Source organism: Actinospineispora spinosispora DSM 44797 (genome assembly GCF_000429025.1).
Classification (GTDB): Bacteria; Actinomycetota; Actinomycetes; order Mycobacteriales; family Pseudonocardiaceae; genus Pseudonocardia; species Pseudonocardia spinosispora.
This window is the reverse complement of record NZ_AUBB01000029.1, coordinates 63,719-79,050: the sequence shown is the minus strand read 5'-3', so window position 1 is coordinate 79,050 and position 15,332 is coordinate 63,719. Positions and strand designations below refer to the sequence as shown.

At 68.4% G+C, this 15,332-nt stretch carries 18 protein-coding genes; 11 read left to right on the top strand and 7 right to left on the bottom strand.

The genetic code is table 11. From position 1 onward, the window contains the following. The first annotated feature begins 160 nt into the window (after positions 1-160). The gene (locus tag G406_RS0114760) at positions 161-400 is read left to right on the top strand and encodes a hypothetical protein (RefSeq protein WP_028934459.1); all 240 of its coding nucleotides are present in this window, start codon (positions 161-163) and stop codon (positions 398-400) included. 55 nt (positions 401-455) lie between these two features. On the opposite strand, the gene G406_RS55635 is transcribed toward G406_RS0114760, so the two are convergent. The 3 genes from G406_RS55635 to G406_RS0114745 form a co-directional block, all read right to left on the bottom strand. Continuing rightward, positions 456-941, bottom strand: a complete 486-nt coding sequence (locus tag G406_RS55635) for a hypothetical protein (protein ID WP_169736690.1) — start codon at positions 939-941, stop codon at positions 456-458. A 302-nt stretch (positions 942-1,243) separates the two neighbouring features. Further along, positions 1,244-1,894 (bottom strand): response regulator transcription factor, encoded by a 651-nt coding sequence (locus G406_RS0114750; protein WP_028934458.1) that lies wholly within the window; start codon positions 1,892-1,894, stop codon positions 1,244-1,246. 18 nt (positions 1,895-1,912) lie between these two features. After that, a complete protein-coding gene (locus tag G406_RS0114745) occupies positions 1,913-2,218 on the bottom strand; it encodes a hypothetical protein (RefSeq protein WP_051342109.1) in 306 nt (101 codons plus the stop codon). A gap of 203 nt (positions 2,219-2,421) precedes the next feature. Here G406_RS0114745 and G406_RS46890 point away from each other — a divergent pair, with 203 nt between their 5' ends. Beyond that, positions 2,422-3,180: an SCO6745 family protein gene (locus tag G406_RS46890; RefSeq protein ID WP_156934880.1), complete on the top strand. Its 759-nt coding sequence runs from the start codon at positions 2,422-2,424 to the stop codon at positions 3,178-3,180. A gap of 11 nt (positions 3,181-3,191) precedes the next feature. On the opposite strand, the gene G406_RS53995 is transcribed toward G406_RS46890, so the two are convergent. Continuing rightward, on the bottom strand, positions 3,192-4,106 hold the full coding sequence (locus G406_RS53995) for a LysR family transcriptional regulator (RefSeq protein ID WP_051342107.1): 915 nt from the start codon (positions 4,104-4,106) through the stop codon (positions 3,192-3,194). Positions 4,107-4,282: 176 nt separating this feature from the next. Here G406_RS53995 and G406_RS0114730 point away from each other — a divergent pair, with 176 nt between their 5' ends. From G406_RS0114730 to G406_RS0114710, 5 genes are all read left to right on the top strand, one after another. Further along, positions 4,283-5,158, top strand: a complete 876-nt coding sequence (locus G406_RS0114730) for a transporter substrate-binding domain-containing protein (protein ID WP_028934456.1) — start codon at positions 4,283-4,285, stop codon at positions 5,156-5,158. 2 nt (positions 5,159-5,160) lie between these two features. Beyond that, positions 5,161-6,699 carry an amino acid ABC transporter permease/ATP-binding protein gene (locus G406_RS0114725; RefSeq protein WP_028934455.1) on the top strand — a complete coding sequence of 513 codons (1,539 nt, stop codon included), beginning with the start codon at positions 5,161-5,163 and terminating at the stop codon, positions 6,697-6,699. Between the two features lie 86 nt (positions 6,700-6,785). Beyond that, positions 6,786-7,811: an amidase family protein gene (locus G406_RS53990; RefSeq protein WP_051342106.1), complete on the top strand. Its 1,026-nt coding sequence runs from the start codon at positions 6,786-6,788 to the stop codon at positions 7,809-7,811. 61 nt (positions 7,812-7,872) lie between these two features. Then, positions 7,873-8,898: a threonine aldolase family protein gene (locus G406_RS0114715; RefSeq protein ID WP_211241153.1), complete on the top strand. Its 1,026-nt coding sequence runs from the start codon at positions 7,873-7,875 to the stop codon at positions 8,896-8,898. Continuing rightward, positions 8,895-9,272 carry an ectoine synthase gene (locus tag G406_RS0114710; protein ID WP_028934453.1) on the top strand — a complete coding sequence of 126 codons (378 nt, stop codon included), beginning with the start codon at positions 8,895-8,897 and terminating at the stop codon, positions 9,270-9,272. Before G406_RS0114715 ends, G406_RS0114710 begins: the two co-directional genes overlap by 4 nt. Here G406_RS0114710 and G406_RS0114705 read toward each other — a convergent pair. Both G406_RS0114705 and G406_RS0114700 read right to left on the bottom strand, forming a co-directional pair. Beyond that, positions 9,269-9,763: a pyridoxamine 5'-phosphate oxidase family protein gene (locus G406_RS0114705; protein WP_028934452.1), complete on the bottom strand. Its 495-nt coding sequence runs from the start codon at positions 9,761-9,763 to the stop codon at positions 9,269-9,271. The genes G406_RS0114710 and G406_RS0114705 overlap by 4 nt on opposite strands. Positions 9,764-9,827: 64 nt before the next feature. After that, entirely contained in the window at positions 9,828-10,274 is a 447-nt protein-coding gene (locus G406_RS0114700) for a nitroreductase family deazaflavin-dependent oxidoreductase (RefSeq protein WP_037076674.1), read from the bottom strand. A gap of 135 nt (positions 10,275-10,409) precedes the next feature. Between G406_RS0114700 and G406_RS46875 the strand changes: the two genes are divergently transcribed. Then, positions 10,410-10,751 carry a hypothetical protein gene (locus G406_RS46875; RefSeq protein ID WP_028934450.1) on the top strand — a complete coding sequence of 114 codons (342 nt, stop codon included), beginning with the start codon at positions 10,410-10,412 and terminating at the stop codon, positions 10,749-10,751. A gap of 10 nt (positions 10,752-10,761) precedes the next feature. Here G406_RS46875 and G406_RS0114690 read toward each other — a convergent pair whose 3' ends face one another. Continuing rightward, positions 10,762-11,001, bottom strand: a complete 240-nt coding sequence (locus tag G406_RS0114690) for a hypothetical protein (protein WP_156934879.1) — start codon at positions 10,999-11,001, stop codon at positions 10,762-10,764. A gap of 163 nt (positions 11,002-11,164) precedes the next feature. Between G406_RS0114690 and G406_RS53985 the strand changes: the two genes are divergently transcribed. The 3 genes from G406_RS53985 to G406_RS0114680 all read left to right on the top strand — a co-directional run bounded on the left by G406_RS53985 (position 11,165) and on the right by G406_RS0114680 (position 15,250). Further along, positions 11,165-11,674 (top strand): hypothetical protein, encoded by a 510-nt coding sequence (locus G406_RS53985; RefSeq protein ID WP_156934878.1) that lies wholly within the window; start codon positions 11,165-11,167, stop codon positions 11,672-11,674. A 120-nt stretch (positions 11,675-11,794) separates the two neighbouring features. Next, positions 11,795-12,028, top strand: a complete 234-nt coding sequence (locus G406_RS56815) for a hypothetical protein (protein WP_156934877.1) — start codon at positions 11,795-11,797, stop codon at positions 12,026-12,028. A gap of 24 nt (positions 12,029-12,052) precedes the next feature. Next, positions 12,053-15,250, top strand: a complete 3,198-nt coding sequence (locus tag G406_RS0114680) for a type 2 lanthipeptide synthetase LanM family protein (RefSeq protein ID WP_156934876.1) — start codon at positions 12,053-12,055, stop codon at positions 15,248-15,250. Positions 15,251-15,332: the final 82 nt, after the last annotated feature.

Genomic DNA, 15,332 nt, shown 5'->3' with positions numbered 1-15,332 from the left:
CCGGAAATGTCACAGTTCGAGTGAACTCGAAATTGCTCCAGAGAATTTCGTCTTAATGTACACGTGTCTCCAGTGGAGCTTATCTGCCCCTGATTGAGCGGGGCTGATTGTTGACTTGTAAAGATGTATGTAGGTGTGTTCGAATGGTGACGGAGGATTGATGATGATCACGAAGAAGGTCCTGCTCGGTAGCGTTACCGCACTACTGGTCGCCAATGTTACGACCGGCACGGCACATGCACTGGACAACTTCCGGCCGCGCGGCCCATTCGGAACGCTGCAGGAATGCAACAGGGTGAAGTCCCTCTCCGCTCAGAAGGGCGAGCAGCAGGGTGCTGGCGCGTGTTTCACCGGTAACCAATACGGAGTGGGTTACTACTACATGGTCCGGAACCAGTAGTCGCAGTCTTGTCGAGCACTGTGGCGTATCCCGCTGGGATACGCCACAGTCGCGATCAGTCGTTGGAGTTTGTCGCCCAGATCACGTTTCCGGTGACATCGTGCATCACCAGGTTCCGGTCACCCTGAAGGACGACGTAAGCGCCGGGGTGTCCGGAGGTCTTCGAGTCCCACAAAGGCTTGTCGGTGACGCTGTAGATCACCAGATTGCCGTCGAGCTGCATTTCGACGCGTGCTCCAGGGTTCCCGTCTGTTCCGCTGTTCCATCGCTGAGAGCTACCGTGACCGGGCGGGATCCATGCCTCGATGAGGAGATTTCCTTTCGGTAGCATCTCGAGGGAGACGAAGCCGCCCTTGTCCTCAGGGCTCCTCGTGTCCGGCACGGTCAGTGATTCACCAGACGCAAGTCGTTGCCCTGGTAGTAGTCGGTCATTGGTCAGGCCCAGTGGCGTTGCCGTCTGCACGGTCAGTGCGGCCGGGACCGTGTGTGCCGTTACCGGAGCGGTGGCGGCAATAGGAGTGACCAGTAGAGCTGCGGTCATGAGCAGATTACGCAACATGCTCGGTGTAACGAGAGAAATCGGCGCAAGTTACCCTCAGGCTAAACCATGAAGCTTGCTCTAACTTTCAATTTGGACAGTTTGAAGAACTGTTGAAGTTCAATTCAACATGATACTTTTTTTTGCGGTAGGTAGTCCTGATGTGGTGTCTCGACGCTTGCCGTCCCGCTATCGGTAGTGGGCCGGGATATCGGCACAAACGTATGTGGATACAGCGTTCAGCAACAGAGACTAAAACTTGCTTCCTTCGGTCGCGTGAGCTGACCGGTCGCCGGCAGGTGATCTCACCCGAAGAGGTAGCCGAACCCGTGGATCGTCCGCAGAAGCTCCGGCCGCCGCAGCTTCGCCCGCAGCGCCGCGAGGTGCACGTCGAGCGAGCGCGAGTTCGGCTGAGGGCCGTCGTCCCAGGCCTCGACCATGATCGTGTGCCGGCTCACCGGCGATCCGGCACGCCGGGCCAGCGTCGCCAGCACGTCGAACTGCTTGCCGGTGAGCCTGATCGTCTCGTCGCCGACGATCACCGTCCGTCGCCGCAGATCGACCCGGACGTCCGCCACCCGCACGACCTGTTCCGGGGGCCCGGCGGGTGTCGCCGCGCGCCGCGCGAGAGCCTCGATGCGGGCCACGAGCTCGTCGGTCATCGCGGGCTTGACCAGGTAGTCGTCCGCTCCGAGTTCGAGCCACCGCACCACGGAGTCCAGCTGGGCCGGACTCTCCAGGACGAGCACCGGGACGCGGCTGACCGCTCGTATCCTGCGCAGCGCTCCGAACCCGGCCGGATCGGGCTGGTCCAGGTCGAGCACCACGACGTCGGTGCCGTCGGCGGCGATCGGTCCGTCCAGCCTGCTCCGCGTCGGATGGTGGCCACGGCGCTGGATGATCGAGGCCAGCGCCCCTGACCGTGTGGGGCCGCCCTCGACCAGCAGCACCCGCATCCCGGCCACCGGTCCGCGTCAGGACGTGAGGAACCGGTAGGACCCGATCAGCTGGGCCGGTTTCGGCTCCGGCGGGCCGTCGAGACGGGACTCGGCTCCCTGCTGGAACTCGGCGAACGCGGGAGAGTCCGCCAACGGGTTCGCGTCGCCGTCGAGCGTCACCACGTGGATGAAGCTCACCCCGTCCCCGAGCCGGAACGCGGCGTACCGGACGCCGCCCGGGTTGCCGGCGGAGAGCTCGGCCATGACGTTCTCCACCAGCCGCTGGTTCTGCTCGGCCGTCTCGGGATGTGTCCGGTACTGGACGATCATGGTCTTGGACATGGTCGGGTCCGCCCTCGTGGTCGTGTCGGATGCGTCTGCACATGTGACGCACAGAGCCCGGGCGACTCATCGGTGATGGCCGGGGACCGGTGAGTTCGGCACCCGGCGTGCGTCTCAACTCCGGAAGCCGAAGCTCACCGGCGGACGGACCGCGACACGGTGCGGCGTCGCCCCTGGTGAGAACTCACGTGAACGGAGAAGCCATGTCAGGACGTACCGAGATGAAGACCGCGCTCGCCGAGGCCGAGTCCACCGTCTACCGGGTGGGATTCGTCTGTCTGACGCACGCCGACACCGAGGCGTTCGGCGGACGACTCGGCTACGGCGACCTTCTGTCCTTCTACTTCGCAGGCCGAGGTGGGGTTCTCGGCGATGTGGACGCCGGTGTCGTCGCGGCCGCGATGGGTTTCTGGGAACCGGGCATGGTGCGGGCGAAGTGGAACGCGGGAATCGACGTCGCCGCACCACGACGGGCGGCTCACGACTACGGGCGCGCCATCGCCGCCTGGGGTGAGCACCACCTGTCCGACATCACCGGCACCGAGCGGCTGATCGAGCTGGCCGGGCGCGTCGTCGCGGCGGCCGACCCGAGCTGCGTGCCACTGTTCGCCGGATGGTGTGCCCAGCTGCCGGCCGCCGCCGGGCCCGCACGGCTGATGCAGCTGCTGTTCCTGCTCCGGGAACTGCGGGGTGGACTCCACCTCGCGGCCACCACGGCGGCCGGCCTGTCACCGCTGCAGGCGACCCTGGCCACCGGGCGGCCCGACCTCGCCCACCAGCTCGGCTGGCAGGGCACACTCCCGGACTGCACCGAGCTCGCCGCCCTGCGCGAGCAGGCCGAGGACACCACCGACCGGCTCACCGCCTCGGTGTACGACCGGGCACTGTCCCCGGACGAACGCGCCGAGTTCATCGACCTGGTCGCCGGGGTCGGGGCGAGAGTCTTCTCGGCGACCCATTGATCGCGTGACCGCTACGGAGCGGAGAGGCGGGTCTTCAGCTTCGCCGCCGCGCTCCTGGCGGCGACCAGTGCGCAGTCGATGAACTCGCCTGGCACGCTCATCTCGCTGTGCCAGGCGACCCCGAACGGGCACGGAGGCAGGTCGGGGATGTTCTGGACGACCCGTATCGCGTCGTCGTGGGGGTCGACGGCGGTCTCCGGCACCACCGCGACGCCGAGGCCGATCCCGACGAGGTTCTGCAACGTCCGGTTGTCGTCGGTGCGCATCACGACCTGCGGGCTGTAGCCGAGCGCGCGGAGCTGGCGGATGGCGTCGTACGGAGGACGAACCTGTTTGAAGGAGATGAACGGCAGCCGGCACGCCTCCCGCAGCACGTCCTCCGGAGGAACGTTCTCGTCGAGCTGACCTCTCCCGACGATGAGAACCTGCTGCACCGTCAGCAGATGCCGCCACTCGAACGGGCCCCGCGGCAGCGGCAGGTGGGCGAACGTGACGTCGAGCTGTCCTCGTTCGACCGAGGCCAGCAGTGGCGTGTCGCCGTGTTCCTCGGCGAGCTCCACCTTCACCGTGGAGCGTTTGCGCAGCAGCCGCAGGGTCTGGGGGAGCAGGTGCAGCGCCGTGCTGCCGAGCGTTCCGACCCGCAGCACCGTCGAGGTCCCGGAGGTGTGCCGGGCGACCTCGTTCTCGACCAGCGCGACCCTGGTCAGGATCGCGGCCGCGTGCACCGCCACGCGTGCCCCGATGTCGGTCAGGCGCACGGGTCGCGCACCGCCTCTGCGGGTGAGCAGCGCAACGCCGAGTTCGTTCTCGAATGCCTTGATCTGCTGGCTCACCGCCGACTGGGTGCACCCGAGACTGGCCGCCGCCGCGCTGACGGACCCCTTCCTGGCTATGGCCGAGATCGCGGACAGGTGCCGAAGCTCCATGAGAACTCCTCGGGGAGAACGGGCGACTTCACTATTACGAACGCTAATGACAGAGGCTGCAACATTACTTGTGCTACGCCTACCGCGCCAGCAAACTGGCGTGCCAGGCCGTTCCCGCCCGAGCGCGAGCCCCTACGCACGGCCAGGAACAAACAGTTCACGAAAGGAGTGAATGAATGCGTCGTACGGTATGCACGAGCATTTTCCTGGCCATCGCCGTCGCGCTGTCGTTCGGTTCGGTGGCGTGTTCCTCGGGTGACGGATCCGTACCGGGCCCCACGACGAGTGAGCCGATCAGCACGGTCACGACGTGCAACGACTTCACCGATCCGCCGTTCAACTACGTGAACGGAGAACACCAGGAAGGGTTCGACCCGGATTTCCTGCGAGCCGCGTCCACCGCGATGGGGGCGACGCTGCGGATGAGTGATACGCGGTTCAGCTCGCTGATAGCCGGCCTGCAGGCCGGGCGGTGCAACGCGATCACCTCATTCATGTACATCACGCCGGAGCGCGCGAAAGTCGTCGACCTGATCCCCTATGCCGAAAGTGGAGCCGGGTTTCTCGTACGGCAGGCGAGCGGCTTTCGGCCCCAGGAGCTGACGGACCTCTGCGGCCACCCGGTGTCGACGCTGCAGGGCGGTGTCGAGGACGCACTCGCGCTCTCGACCGGGAGCCTCGGACAGCAGTGCGCCGCCGCTGGTCGGCCGATCGCGGTCCGCTCGCTGCCCACCGGTGTCGCCGCGGTGCAGGACCTGGTAGCCGGCCGGGTGGATGCGTTCTTCATGGACAACGCCGGTGCCGTGGCGTTCGCCGAGCAGTACCGGAAGGACGACCTGGTCGTGAGCAACACGCGCCTCCTCGCCCCGGTCGTGGCCGGTATCGCCGTGGCCAAGGGCGATGCGCGCTGGCGGAGCTGGTTCACCGAGGCACTGCGGCGGCTGACCGACTCCGGCGAACTGCGCCGCCTCTACGACAGATACGGGCTGGGACCGGTGTCGGCGGCCGACGTCGACAAGGCGCTGGCCGGTCGACCGGCGGGAAGCAACTGACCATGAGCTTCGATGCGGGTGATTTCGTCGACGCGTTGACCTCGCCGCTGGTGTGGCAGGGCGCGAGGACCACGCTGCTGCTGGGTCTGGTCACCTACCTGCTGAGTTTCGTGGTGGCAGTTCCGCTGGCGCTGGGGAGGACGAGCGGGCGACGGTGGCTCAGTCACCCCTGCACCGCCTGGATATGGCTGTTCCGCGGCGTGCCCCTGATCGTGCTGCTCATCTTCGTCTACAACGCCCTGCCCGAAGCCGTGCCGGCGTTGCGGGACACGCTGTCGGACCCGTTCGTCGCGGCCGCGGTCGCGCTCGTGCTGGGGGAGAGCGCCTACATTGCGGAGGCGCTGCGGACCGGACTCCTCGCGGTCGAGAAGGAGCAGAAGGACGCGGGCCGGGCGCTCGGTTTCGGTCCGCTCGCGGTCCAGCGGGTGGTGGTGCTGCCCATCGCGATCCGGGTCTGCGTGCCGGCGCTGGGCAACGAGTTCATCTCCAACCTGAAGAACACCTCGCTCGCCTCGGTGATCTCGCTGGTGGAGCTCACGCTGTCGGGTCAGCGGCTGTACACACAGAACTTCGCGATCCTGGAGTCGCTGAGCGCCGTCGCCGTCATGTACCTGATCATGGTGACGCTCCTGACGGTGGCGCAGCGGTTCGTGGAGGCCCGTCTGGGCCGGCACATGACCTCGGTCGCCGAACCTGGCTCGGACACCCCGCACGAGGGGCGGGCACCGGTGAGTGCGGTCCGGGCCGTGGGCGCCGACCGGTCGCACGAGGGTGACACGGTCCTGGAGGTCCGCAACATCCACAAGACCTACGGGCAGCAGGTCGTTCTCCGGGACGTGAGCCTTCAGGTGCGCCGAGGCGACGTGTGTGTGCTGCTCGGGCGGTCCGGTTCCGGCAAGTCCACCTTGCTCAGGTGCCTCAACCGGCTGGAGACGCCCGAGTCGGGTCTGGTTCTCCTGAACGGGTCGCCGCTGGGCTACACGCAACGGCGGGGCGAGCCGCGTCCGGCGCCCGAGTACGTCGTGTCCCGCCGGCGTCGGGAACTCGGGATGGTGTTTCAACGGTTCAGCCTGTTCCCCCATCTCACGGCCGCCGAGAACGTGGCGGTCGCGCCGCGTGTCCACCGGCTCGTCCCGGACGCGGCGGCCCTGGACTACGCCGTCTCCTACCTGGAAGAGGTGGGCCTTGGCGGCCATGCGAGCAAGTACCCTGGCCAGCTCTCGGGCGGCCAGCAGCAGCGGGTGGCGATCGCCAGGGCATTGGCGATGCAACCGGGAGCCGTCCTGCTCGACGAACCCACCTCGGCGCTGGACCCGGAGTCGATCGGCGAGGTGCTGCTCGTCCTGCAGCAGCTCGCCCGTGCGGGACGGACGATGGTGATCGCGAGTCACGAGCTGAACTTCGCCAGGACGGTCGCCGACCGGATCGTGTTCATGGCCAGCGGTGAGATCGCGGAGGAGTCGCCGCCGGACAAGTTCTTCACCGAGCCCGACACGGAGCCGGCGCGGAACTTCCTGCTCTCGGCGGGCAGCCTCACATGAGTCGATCATCGAGGCCGCGGCTACCGCTCCATCTCGCCAGGGCGCTCGACGGAGTCGACCCCGAAAACGGCGTGTGGATCACCCCCATGACCGAGGAAGCGGTCATCGCGGATAGGTCGGCGCCGGCGGGAGACCTGGCGGGCATGACCTTCGCCGTGAAGGACATCGTCGACACCGCCGGTGTCCGCACGACGTACGGCTCTCCGCTGTACGCGGACCACGTCCCCGTCGTCACCGCGTCGATCGTCACCGACCTGGTGCGCCGCGGCGCGGTGTGCATCGGCAAGACCAATCTCAACGAGTTCGCCTACGGTGTCAGCGGCTTCAACCCCACCTACGGCCTGACGAGATCGCCGATCAGCCCGGAGCTCAGTGCGGGAGGTTCGAGCGGTGGCTCAGCGGCCGCCGTCGGATCCGGCGTCGTGGACTTCGCACTGGGAACCGACACCTCGGGCTCTGTCCGGGTGCCCGCCGCGTGTTGCGGGGTGATCGGGTTCAAGACGGCCCACGGATCGCGGGCGATGGACGGTGTGTACCCCCTCGCGCCGACGCTGGACTCGATCGGGTACTTCACCAGGGACGTACCCACTCTGCGGCGGCTGCTCGAGATCGACGAGCTCCCGGAACCGACGGCCCTCCGGGTCGATGACGCGGACGCACTCGGGGCGTTGCCGCTACCGGGCGCGCACTGGGTTCTGTTTCGACGACAAAGCTATGCGCAGCACAAAGCCAGATCGGAACTGTATCCGGAGAAATACGGCCGCGATCTACGCCGGAAAATGTCGATCGTGGACACGATGGCCGTCGAGGACGCGCGGTCGGTGATGCACGAGTGGCGGAAAACCTACGCACTGCTGGCTCGACGCGTGGACATCATTCGGTCGCCGGTCTTCGACGGGCCGCCGCCGACCGTCGCCCAGATGAGGGACGAATACGCGAGCGATGTGCTGACCACATCGAACCGTCTGGTGGCGCGAACCGCCGTGGCGAACGCACTCGGCTGGCCCGCCGTGACCGTTCCCACGGCTCCGGTGGCCACGCATCTCCTCGCCAGGCCGGGTGCCGAAGCCGCACTGCTGGCCTACGCGGACCACCTGATGAAAAGAACCTAGACGACGCTCCAGGGGAGACATGGGAACTGAGCTGATGAACTCCGATTCGACCGTGATCAATGTGCGTAGTGATACCCAGACCTTGCCGACGGACGCGATGCGCCGGGCGATGGCGGACGCCGAACTGGGGGATGAGACCTACCACGAGGACCCGACGGTGCGGCACCTCGAGGACCGCATCGCGGCCCTGACGGGAACCGAGTCGGCCATGCTGGTGCTCAGCGGCACCATGGCGAACCTCGTGGCGCTGATGACGCACTGCAGGCCGGGGGACGAGGTCTTCCTCGACGCGAACGTGCACGTCCTGCGCGCGGAGGCAGGCGGGCTCAGCCGGGTCGCGGGTGTCACCCCCACCATCGTCCCGAGTGCCCGAGGTCATCTGGTGGCACGCGACCTCGACGCCGCGGTGCGGCCGCGCGACGTCATCCGACCGCGCCCGAGGCTGGTGTGGCTGGAGAACACCCACAACCTGGCCGGTGGCAGCGTGCTGGACCCGAGGACCCAGGCGGGCATCGCGGCCGTGGCCCGCACGCACGGGCTGTCCGTCCACCTCGACGGAGCCCGGCTGCCGAATGCCGCCGCTGCGCTCGGCACATCGTGGAGCGACCTGACATCGGGGGTCGACTCCGTCTACCTCGACTTCACCAAGGGCCTTGCGTGCCCGCTCGGTTCGGTGCTCGCCGGTCCGAAGGACTTCATCGACGAGGCGCGCTACCACCGGCGAGTGCTCGGTGGCGGTATGCGCCAGGCCGGTGTCATCGCCGCCTGCGCGCTGGTCGCCCTGGACACCCTGGTCGAGCGTCTCGTGCTGGACCACGAGACGGCCCAGCTGCTCGCCTCGGAACTGGCCATGTCGGACAACTATCGCGTGATCAACGACGTCGAGACGAACATCGTGGTCGTGGACGTCAGCAAGCTGGGCTCGCCTCGGTTCGTCGCCGAACGCCTTCGCGAGGTCGGCGTCATCGCCTCGCTGCGGCCACCGCACGCGATCCGGCTGGTCACCCACCTGCAGATCACCCCCGCGCTGGCGGTCGAAACCGCGCGGCGGATGGAACGGCTGGCGACGGAGCTGGTGATCGCGTGATCGTCCGTAAGCTGCACGACGTCATCGGCACCGATCACGACGTGGACAACGGCAAGAGCACCAGCCGGCGCCTCGTCGTGGCCTCGGACGCACGCGGATACACCGTCACCGACACCTGTGTGCGCGCCGGCACCACGTCGTACATGCGATACGACCGGCATCTCGAGTCGTGTTACTGCATCGAGGGAAGCGGGCAGGTCCACACTGATTCCGGGCGATGGGACATCGATGCCGGAACGCTTTATGCCCCCGACCGACACGAGGAACACCGGCTCGTGACCCGGACCGATATGCGACTCATCTGCGTGTTCAGTCCCGCGTTGCGCGGAGACGAGAACCATTCGTTCGACGAAACCGCCCCCTCCGGGTATTAGCCCGCCGCGATTGCGGGAACACGGGTCCGGAAATCGAGGAGCCCGGCCCAGGTCGGGCGCAGGACGATGCGCGCCATGGTCGTCTCGGGATGGTCGGCTTGCGCCACGTAGTCGGCACCGCCCTGCTCACCGAGGAACCGGCGCGCGGCCAGCGCCTGCTCGGGCACCATGCCGGCCACCTCGGAGATCGACACCGGCCCGCGCAGCAACAGAACCTCCGGTGGCTGGGGCTCGCTGTCGATGGTGACGGCCACGACCGGCCGGGCACGCAGCGCGCCCAGCCGCCGCGCCGGCGTGCGCATCCCGAGCGGCGGGCAGTAGGTGTAGGCGGCCATGACCAGCTCGTCGCCGGTCCAGTGGTACCACGTGGGCACCACCCTCGGCGTTCCGTCGGTCGCCGTATAACCCAGTCGCGCCGGGATCGCCGACCGGAGCAGCCGCACCGCCGTGTCGGTCCTCAGCAGCCTCAGATCGCCCTGCGGGATGTCCATTCCGCACCTCTCCCTGTCATCCAACTCGACTAGTAGGACGTGGATGCGGAACGAAACTCATCGCTCAGGCACGTTCCAGGATGACCAGGGGAATCTCACGGTCGGTGTGACTCTGGTAGTCGGCGAAACCGGAGTAGGTCCGCAGGACTTCGGGCCACAACCTGGCTCGCTGGGTGGGATCGGCGACGACCGCCCGTACCCGTCGCCGCTCGCGGCCGATCTGGATCGTGGTGTCCGGGTCGGCGCGCAGATTGTGGTACCAGCTCGGGTGCTTCGGGTAGCCGGCCTTGGACGCGACGATCACGATGTCGTCGCCGTCCACCGTGTAGGCCAGCGGTGTGGTGCGGTGGATGCCGGTGCGCGCGCCGACGTGGTCGAGCAGCAGCATCGGAGGGACGAAGGGCATTCGATGGCCGACCAGCCCTCGGGTCGCCCGATAGACGGCGGTGTGAATCGAGGTGAGCCGCCGCAGGAACGGCCAGTTCTTCTCGGCGAGGTCCAGAAATTCCATGCGGCGGATAGTAGATGATCGCCAGACAATTGCGTGAATCGCCACAGGTCTTAGTTAATTGCCGGAGAAGTCAAATTCGTTAAGAACTTTTTAACATTAATGAGAATGGGCGCTCGGCGACTCCGGTCATGACCGATGGGACGGCTGGCGGTGGCGCACGGTGGCGTGTCCTCGGAGGCGACGCGGCGGGGGACAGGGCCCGGTCAGCGTGCCAGCAGAGACCGCGTTGCCGCTGATCCGGTCCGCGAGCCGGTGCGGCAGTTCCGCTCTGGCGAACCCGGTGGGCTCGGTGACCTGGTCGCTCACCTGACGGCGGAGCACCGGGGCTCGTGCATCGCCGAGTTGTTGATCGCCGACCTGCGCCTGCCCGGCCCGACCTCGCGGGCGCCGAGCGTGGTCATCTGGTTCTGTCCGCCCAGGTGTTCGGACGGTCCGAGGCGCTCGCTCTGGGATCGTTCGGTTTGCCTGGCGTCGTGACCATTCCGCGTCACGTGGCAGCGGACCGGGTCCACGGCACCATGGAGAGCAGGGCTTCGCGCTGGTTGATGGTCGCCGAGGCCGTCGCCCGCAACGGACGCCGCGCAACGGGCTGGGTGAGGGTTCGGACGCGTACCGGCTCACCGCGGTGAGCGCCGTCGAGGGCGCTCGTCGCCTGGTCGCCGACGGTGCCGACGCGGGCGCCCTGGCCCCGGCCCGGGCCTTCGACCCGGCAAGCTTTCTCGACCACCTGCGCGAGCACAGCGTCGACTGGGGGAGTCGTCTCGTGAGGAGGAGCTCCGTCCGCGCCCGGTAGCTCGGTCGTGAGCGAAAATGTCGGACCAGCCGAATATCGTGTATCGCGTGCGGGCCTGGATACATCGATGGGCCGCCCGGCGACGAGGGGGACCACGATGAGGGACGACCGGGTGCTCCACTGCTCGAGCTGCGGGGCAGGCATCGGGCAGGCGCATGGTGAGGGCTGTGAAATCGCGCTGTGCCTGCGCACCGGAGGCCAGAGGCTCATGTGTGTGGCCCAGGACAGCGGCTTCCACGACTGCGGGCGGGACGTCTGGACGGGAGCTTGGCCGGGCGAGGCGGAATGCCACGAGTACGGCTGGTACTGCTACTGGCGGGAACCGGCGTCCGATGCGGAGTACGGCGAGTTCGTGCGTTGCGAATCGAGCCATCCGGAGGCGATGGAGGACCTGAACCGGCTGACCGACGACGGCCACTGGGATGCCGTTGCCCGGCGATGGGCGCGGGGCAGGTGCCCGCACCGCTACGTCGAGTACTTCGTCGTCACCGAGGACGGTCCGGACCGCCTGCTGGAGTGCGGTGCGTGCGGGCAGCTGCTCAGCGAGGCGTTTCTGGTCGCGGCGGGTGAGGCGGTGCCGGCCGTGGCCGGTGAGGGCCAGAGCTGATCCCCGATGCCGCGGCATCCGGAAAAAATTTCGGGCGGCGGCGGAAATCGGTCGACGAAAGTGGACTTAGATACCATGAATGGCGACTGATAAGGCTCTGTAAAGCGAGGTGTTAAGTCCGTGCCGGATGGTGCAGTATCGCCATTGCTTACGGTTGGTTTTGATCATCTGGCGAAGGAAGTCATTGGTATGAGCCTGTCCGTCATGGAAACGAACGCGACCGATCCAGTCCATTCTTATTCTTTGAGTGAACTGGAAGAAGAATGTTCGAGTTTTCTGGAGATCGAAGACGCGCAGCAACGGAGCGCGTTTCCGCACACCTGGTTCAGCGGCTTCCCCACGTGTTGCACCTGAAGCCGGAGACGGCGGCGATCGCGGGTGGTTGAGTCGGTACGGCTGGCCCGATGGCGAGCCGGCGTGCCGTTCGGATCCTCGGATCCGAACGGCACGTCCATCCCGGGCGCGGTGCTCAGCGGCGAGGAGCTGTGGCGCCTGAGGCTGGCCACCGGCGGCTGGTCGGAGGACCGACTGAACGCCCTGCTGTCCACCGAAGGATGTGACCCGGACGCCGTCGAACGGCTCTGCGAACCCGGCGCGGAGTCGATCGATGCCCATCGGCCGTTCGCGGTCGCGGCGGGCAGGCTGACCGATGCCGCGCGTACCCGGCTCGAGGCCGTACTGGCCGATGCCGACCCCCAGGCCCGGGAACGGTTACCCGCCGGGCTGGTCGACGAGCTGATCCGGCGAGGCCTGCACAGCAGGCTCGACCAGCTGCTGCGCCGCGCGATGCTCGCGGAGCTGACACGCGAGCGGCTGGCCGGGGCACTGACCGGCGATTCCGGCGAGGCGAGGCTCGCCTGCTTCGTCGGCCGTTTCACCGAACCCGAGCGCAGGCGCGCGTTCTACCGGAGGTACCCGGTGCTCGCGGACCGGCTGACGGTCGTCGGGCGGCTCTGGACCGAGTATGCGGCGGAGCTGCTGCACCGGTTGGTGACCGATCTGTCGCTGCTGGGCGAGGGCCCGGTCGCCTCGGTGACGACACAGGCGGGCGACTCCCATCGCGGCTGCCGCTCGGTCGCCGTGGTCGAGTTCTCCGGCGGCGCGAAAGTGGTGTACAAACCGCGTCCGTTCGGGGTGGACGTGCACTTCCAGGAGCTGTTGACCTGGGTGAACGCCCGAGTCGACGGACTGGACCTGCGTACCGTGCGCTGCCTGGACCGGGGTGAGTACGGCTGGATGGAGTTCGTCGAGACACGCCCGTGCACCGGCGAGCGCGCGTTGCACACGTTCTACCGACGGCAGGGCGCGCTGCTCGCCGTGCTGTATCTGCTGCGCGGTAGTGACATGCACGCGGAGAACCTCGTGGTGCACGGCGAGCATCCGGTGCTGATCGACCTGGAGACGCTCCTGGCCCCTCGGGTGCCCGCCGCGAACCGCTCCCGGGACGACTCCCCGTGCGAGGCGACGGCGACCGAACTGCTCGCCGGCTCGGTGATCCACGCCGGGTTGCTGCCGGCCGGCGCGGTCGGCTGGGCGGGCGATGCCGCCGGGATGAACGGAAGACCGACCCACAGCGAGATCACCCTGCCGCACGTCGTGGCCGCGGGAACTGACGAGATGCGCATCGAGCTGCGGCGCGCTCAGCTGTCGGCCGAGGACGACGAGCCGGGCACCACCCCGCGCCTGCGTGACTACACCGGTTCGGTAGTGGACGGTTTCACCGAGGTCTACCAGGCATTCTGCCGCGATCGCGGGCAGCTGGGCGCACCGGACGGTCCGCTCGCGGCTTTCCGAGGTGACCAGGTGCGGGTGCTGGTCCGCGACACCGCCAGCTACGGGGTGCTGCTGAACATGTCGTGTCACCCGGAGCTGCTACGTGACCGGTGGGACACCGAACGGCACCTCGACCTGTTGTGGCGGGAGGTGGCACGCCGGCCTGCGCTGGCCGCGTTCACCGAAGCCGAGCGGCGCGCGTTGTGGCGGGGTGACATCCCGATGTTCACCGCGACCGTCGACGAGGCTGTCGTCAGGGACGAGTACGGCGGCCCGGTCACCGGCGACGGTGTCATCTCCGGGTCACGAATGGTGTCCGACCAGCTGGCCCGGCTCGGCCCCGCCGACCTGGCCCGGCAGACCTGGCTGATCCGCGCCTGCCTGCTCAGCAACGGCGTCCGCTGGGACGAGCCCGTCGTGATGACCCGCGAGCCCGCCGCCCCCGCCTCCTCCGCCGCTGCCGAGCCCGCCACTGCCGCCGCCACTGCCACCGTCACCGAGCCCACTGCCACCGGCACCGAGCCCGCCGCTGCCTCCGCTGCCGTGCCCGTCGCCCCTGCCCCAGCTGCCGTCCCTGCTGCCGAGCCCGCTGGACCGTCCGCGCCGCTCGACGCCGCGGCTGTGGTGGCGCAACGCCTCGCGGAGCTGGCCGTCGAGGACAACACCGGCGTCGTCTGGCTGGGCGTGCACACCTCGGGACGCAACTGGCAGGTCGGCCTGACCGGGCCCGACCTGTACACCGGCGGGCTGGGTATCGCGTTGTTCCTCGGCCACTTCGCCCGGTCCATCGCCGACGACGAGCACGCGGACCGCGCGCGCCGGGCGGTAGCGACCGCTCGGGTGCAGATCGGGCGCGGGCAGCTCGACCAGCTCGGCCTCGCCGGCTGTGGCGGCGCGCTCTACGCGCTGTCCGAGCTGGGGCGGCTGTGGTCGGACGACTCGCTGGTCGACGCGGCGGTCGAGCTGGCCGCCGGCGTCGATCCGCTCGTCGAGCGGGACGACCAGTACGCGGTGATCGAGGGTTCGGCCGGCCTGCTGATCGGGCTGGCCTCGGTGCACCGGGCAGGCCGGGGCACCGGCCGGATCCGGGACTCGGTCCGCCGTGCCGCGGACCATCTGGTCGCGGCCAGGGACGAACGCGGCGCCTGGTTGCCGAGACAGATGCGCGAGGTCGGCCTGACGGACCGGCCGCTGGCCGGCTACGCGCACGGGGCGGCCGGGATCGCCTCGGCGTTGGTGCACGCGGCGGAGATACTCGGCGAGGAGCGCTACCTGGACCACGCCGTGTCCGCCGCCGACTATGAGCGGCAGCTGTTCGATCCGGTGCGCGGGAACTGGCGGGACCTGCGGAACCTGGAGGTGACGGACGGGCTGACCGTCGAGCGGCGCGGCGACTGGAGCGGCATGGGATTCCCGGTCGCCTGGTGCCACGGAGCGCCCGGCATCGGCCTCGCCCGGGCCCAGCTGCTGCGCCACCGCGACGATCCGTCGTTGCGCGCGGACCTGGACGCCGCGCTGGAGACGACCCTGCGGGCCGGCTTCGGCAACGGGCATTCGCTGTGCCACGGCGACGCCGGCGCGTTGGAGCTGGTGGTGACGGTCGCCGAGCAGCGCCGCGACCCGGCGCTATGGGCGCACGTGCACGCTCACGCCGCGACCGTCGCGGCGGACGTGGTGCGCCGCGACTGGCGCTGCGGCCTCTCCCCGGACCTGGAGGTCCCCGGCCTGTTCACCGGCCTGGCCGGCATCGGTGTGGCCCTCCTCAGAGCCCAAGGCGCGGCACCCGCCCTCTTCACTCCCTGACCCGACCCGCGCCAGGAGCACCTCGCAGAGCGTCATGCTGCGTCGCAGACACTGCAACGTCTGCGACGCGACATGACGCTCT

Excerpts from the sequence above, each read along its gene's own strand:
- G406_RS0114760 (WP_028934459.1), top strand. The coding sequence starts at position 161 with ATGATGATCACGAAGAAGGTCCTGCTCGGTAGCGTTACCGCACTACTG.
- G406_RS55635 (WP_169736690.1), bottom strand. The coding sequence starts at position 941 with ATGACCGCAGCTCTACTGGTCACTCCTATTGCCGCCACCGCTCCGGTA.
- G406_RS0114750 (WP_028934458.1), bottom strand. The coding sequence starts at position 1,894 with ATGCGGGTGCTGCTGGTCGAGGGCGGCCCCACACGGTCAGGGGCGCTG.
- G406_RS0114745 (WP_051342109.1), bottom strand. The coding sequence starts at position 2,218 with ATGTCCAAGACCATGATCGTCCAGTACCGGACACATCCCGAGACGGCC.
- G406_RS46890 (WP_156934880.1), top strand. The coding sequence starts at position 2,422 with ATGTCAGGACGTACCGAGATGAAGACCGCGCTCGCCGAGGCCGAGTCC.
- G406_RS53995 (WP_051342107.1), bottom strand. The coding sequence starts at position 4,106 with ATGGAGCTTCGGCACCTGTCCGCGATCTCGGCCATAGCCAGGAAGGGG.
- G406_RS0114730 (WP_028934456.1), top strand. The coding sequence starts at position 4,283 with ATGCGTCGTACGGTATGCACGAGCATTTTCCTGGCCATCGCCGTCGCG.
- G406_RS0114725 (WP_028934455.1), top strand. The coding sequence starts at position 5,161 with ATGAGCTTCGATGCGGGTGATTTCGTCGACGCGTTGACCTCGCCGCTG.
- G406_RS53990 (WP_051342106.1), top strand. The coding sequence starts at position 6,786 with ATGACCGAGGAAGCGGTCATCGCGGATAGGTCGGCGCCGGCGGGAGAC.
- G406_RS0114705 (WP_028934452.1), bottom strand. The coding sequence starts at position 9,763 with ATGGACATCCCGCAGGGCGATCTGAGGCTGCTGAGGACCGACACGGCG.
- G406_RS0114700 (WP_037076674.1), bottom strand. The coding sequence starts at position 10,274 with ATGGAATTTCTGGACCTCGCCGAGAAGAACTGGCCGTTCCTGCGGCGG.
- G406_RS46875 (WP_028934450.1), top strand. The coding sequence starts at position 10,410 with ATGGGACGGCTGGCGGTGGCGCACGGTGGCGTGTCCTCGGAGGCGACG.
- G406_RS53985 (WP_156934878.1), top strand. The coding sequence starts at position 11,165 with ATGAGGGACGACCGGGTGCTCCACTGCTCGAGCTGCGGGGCAGGCATC.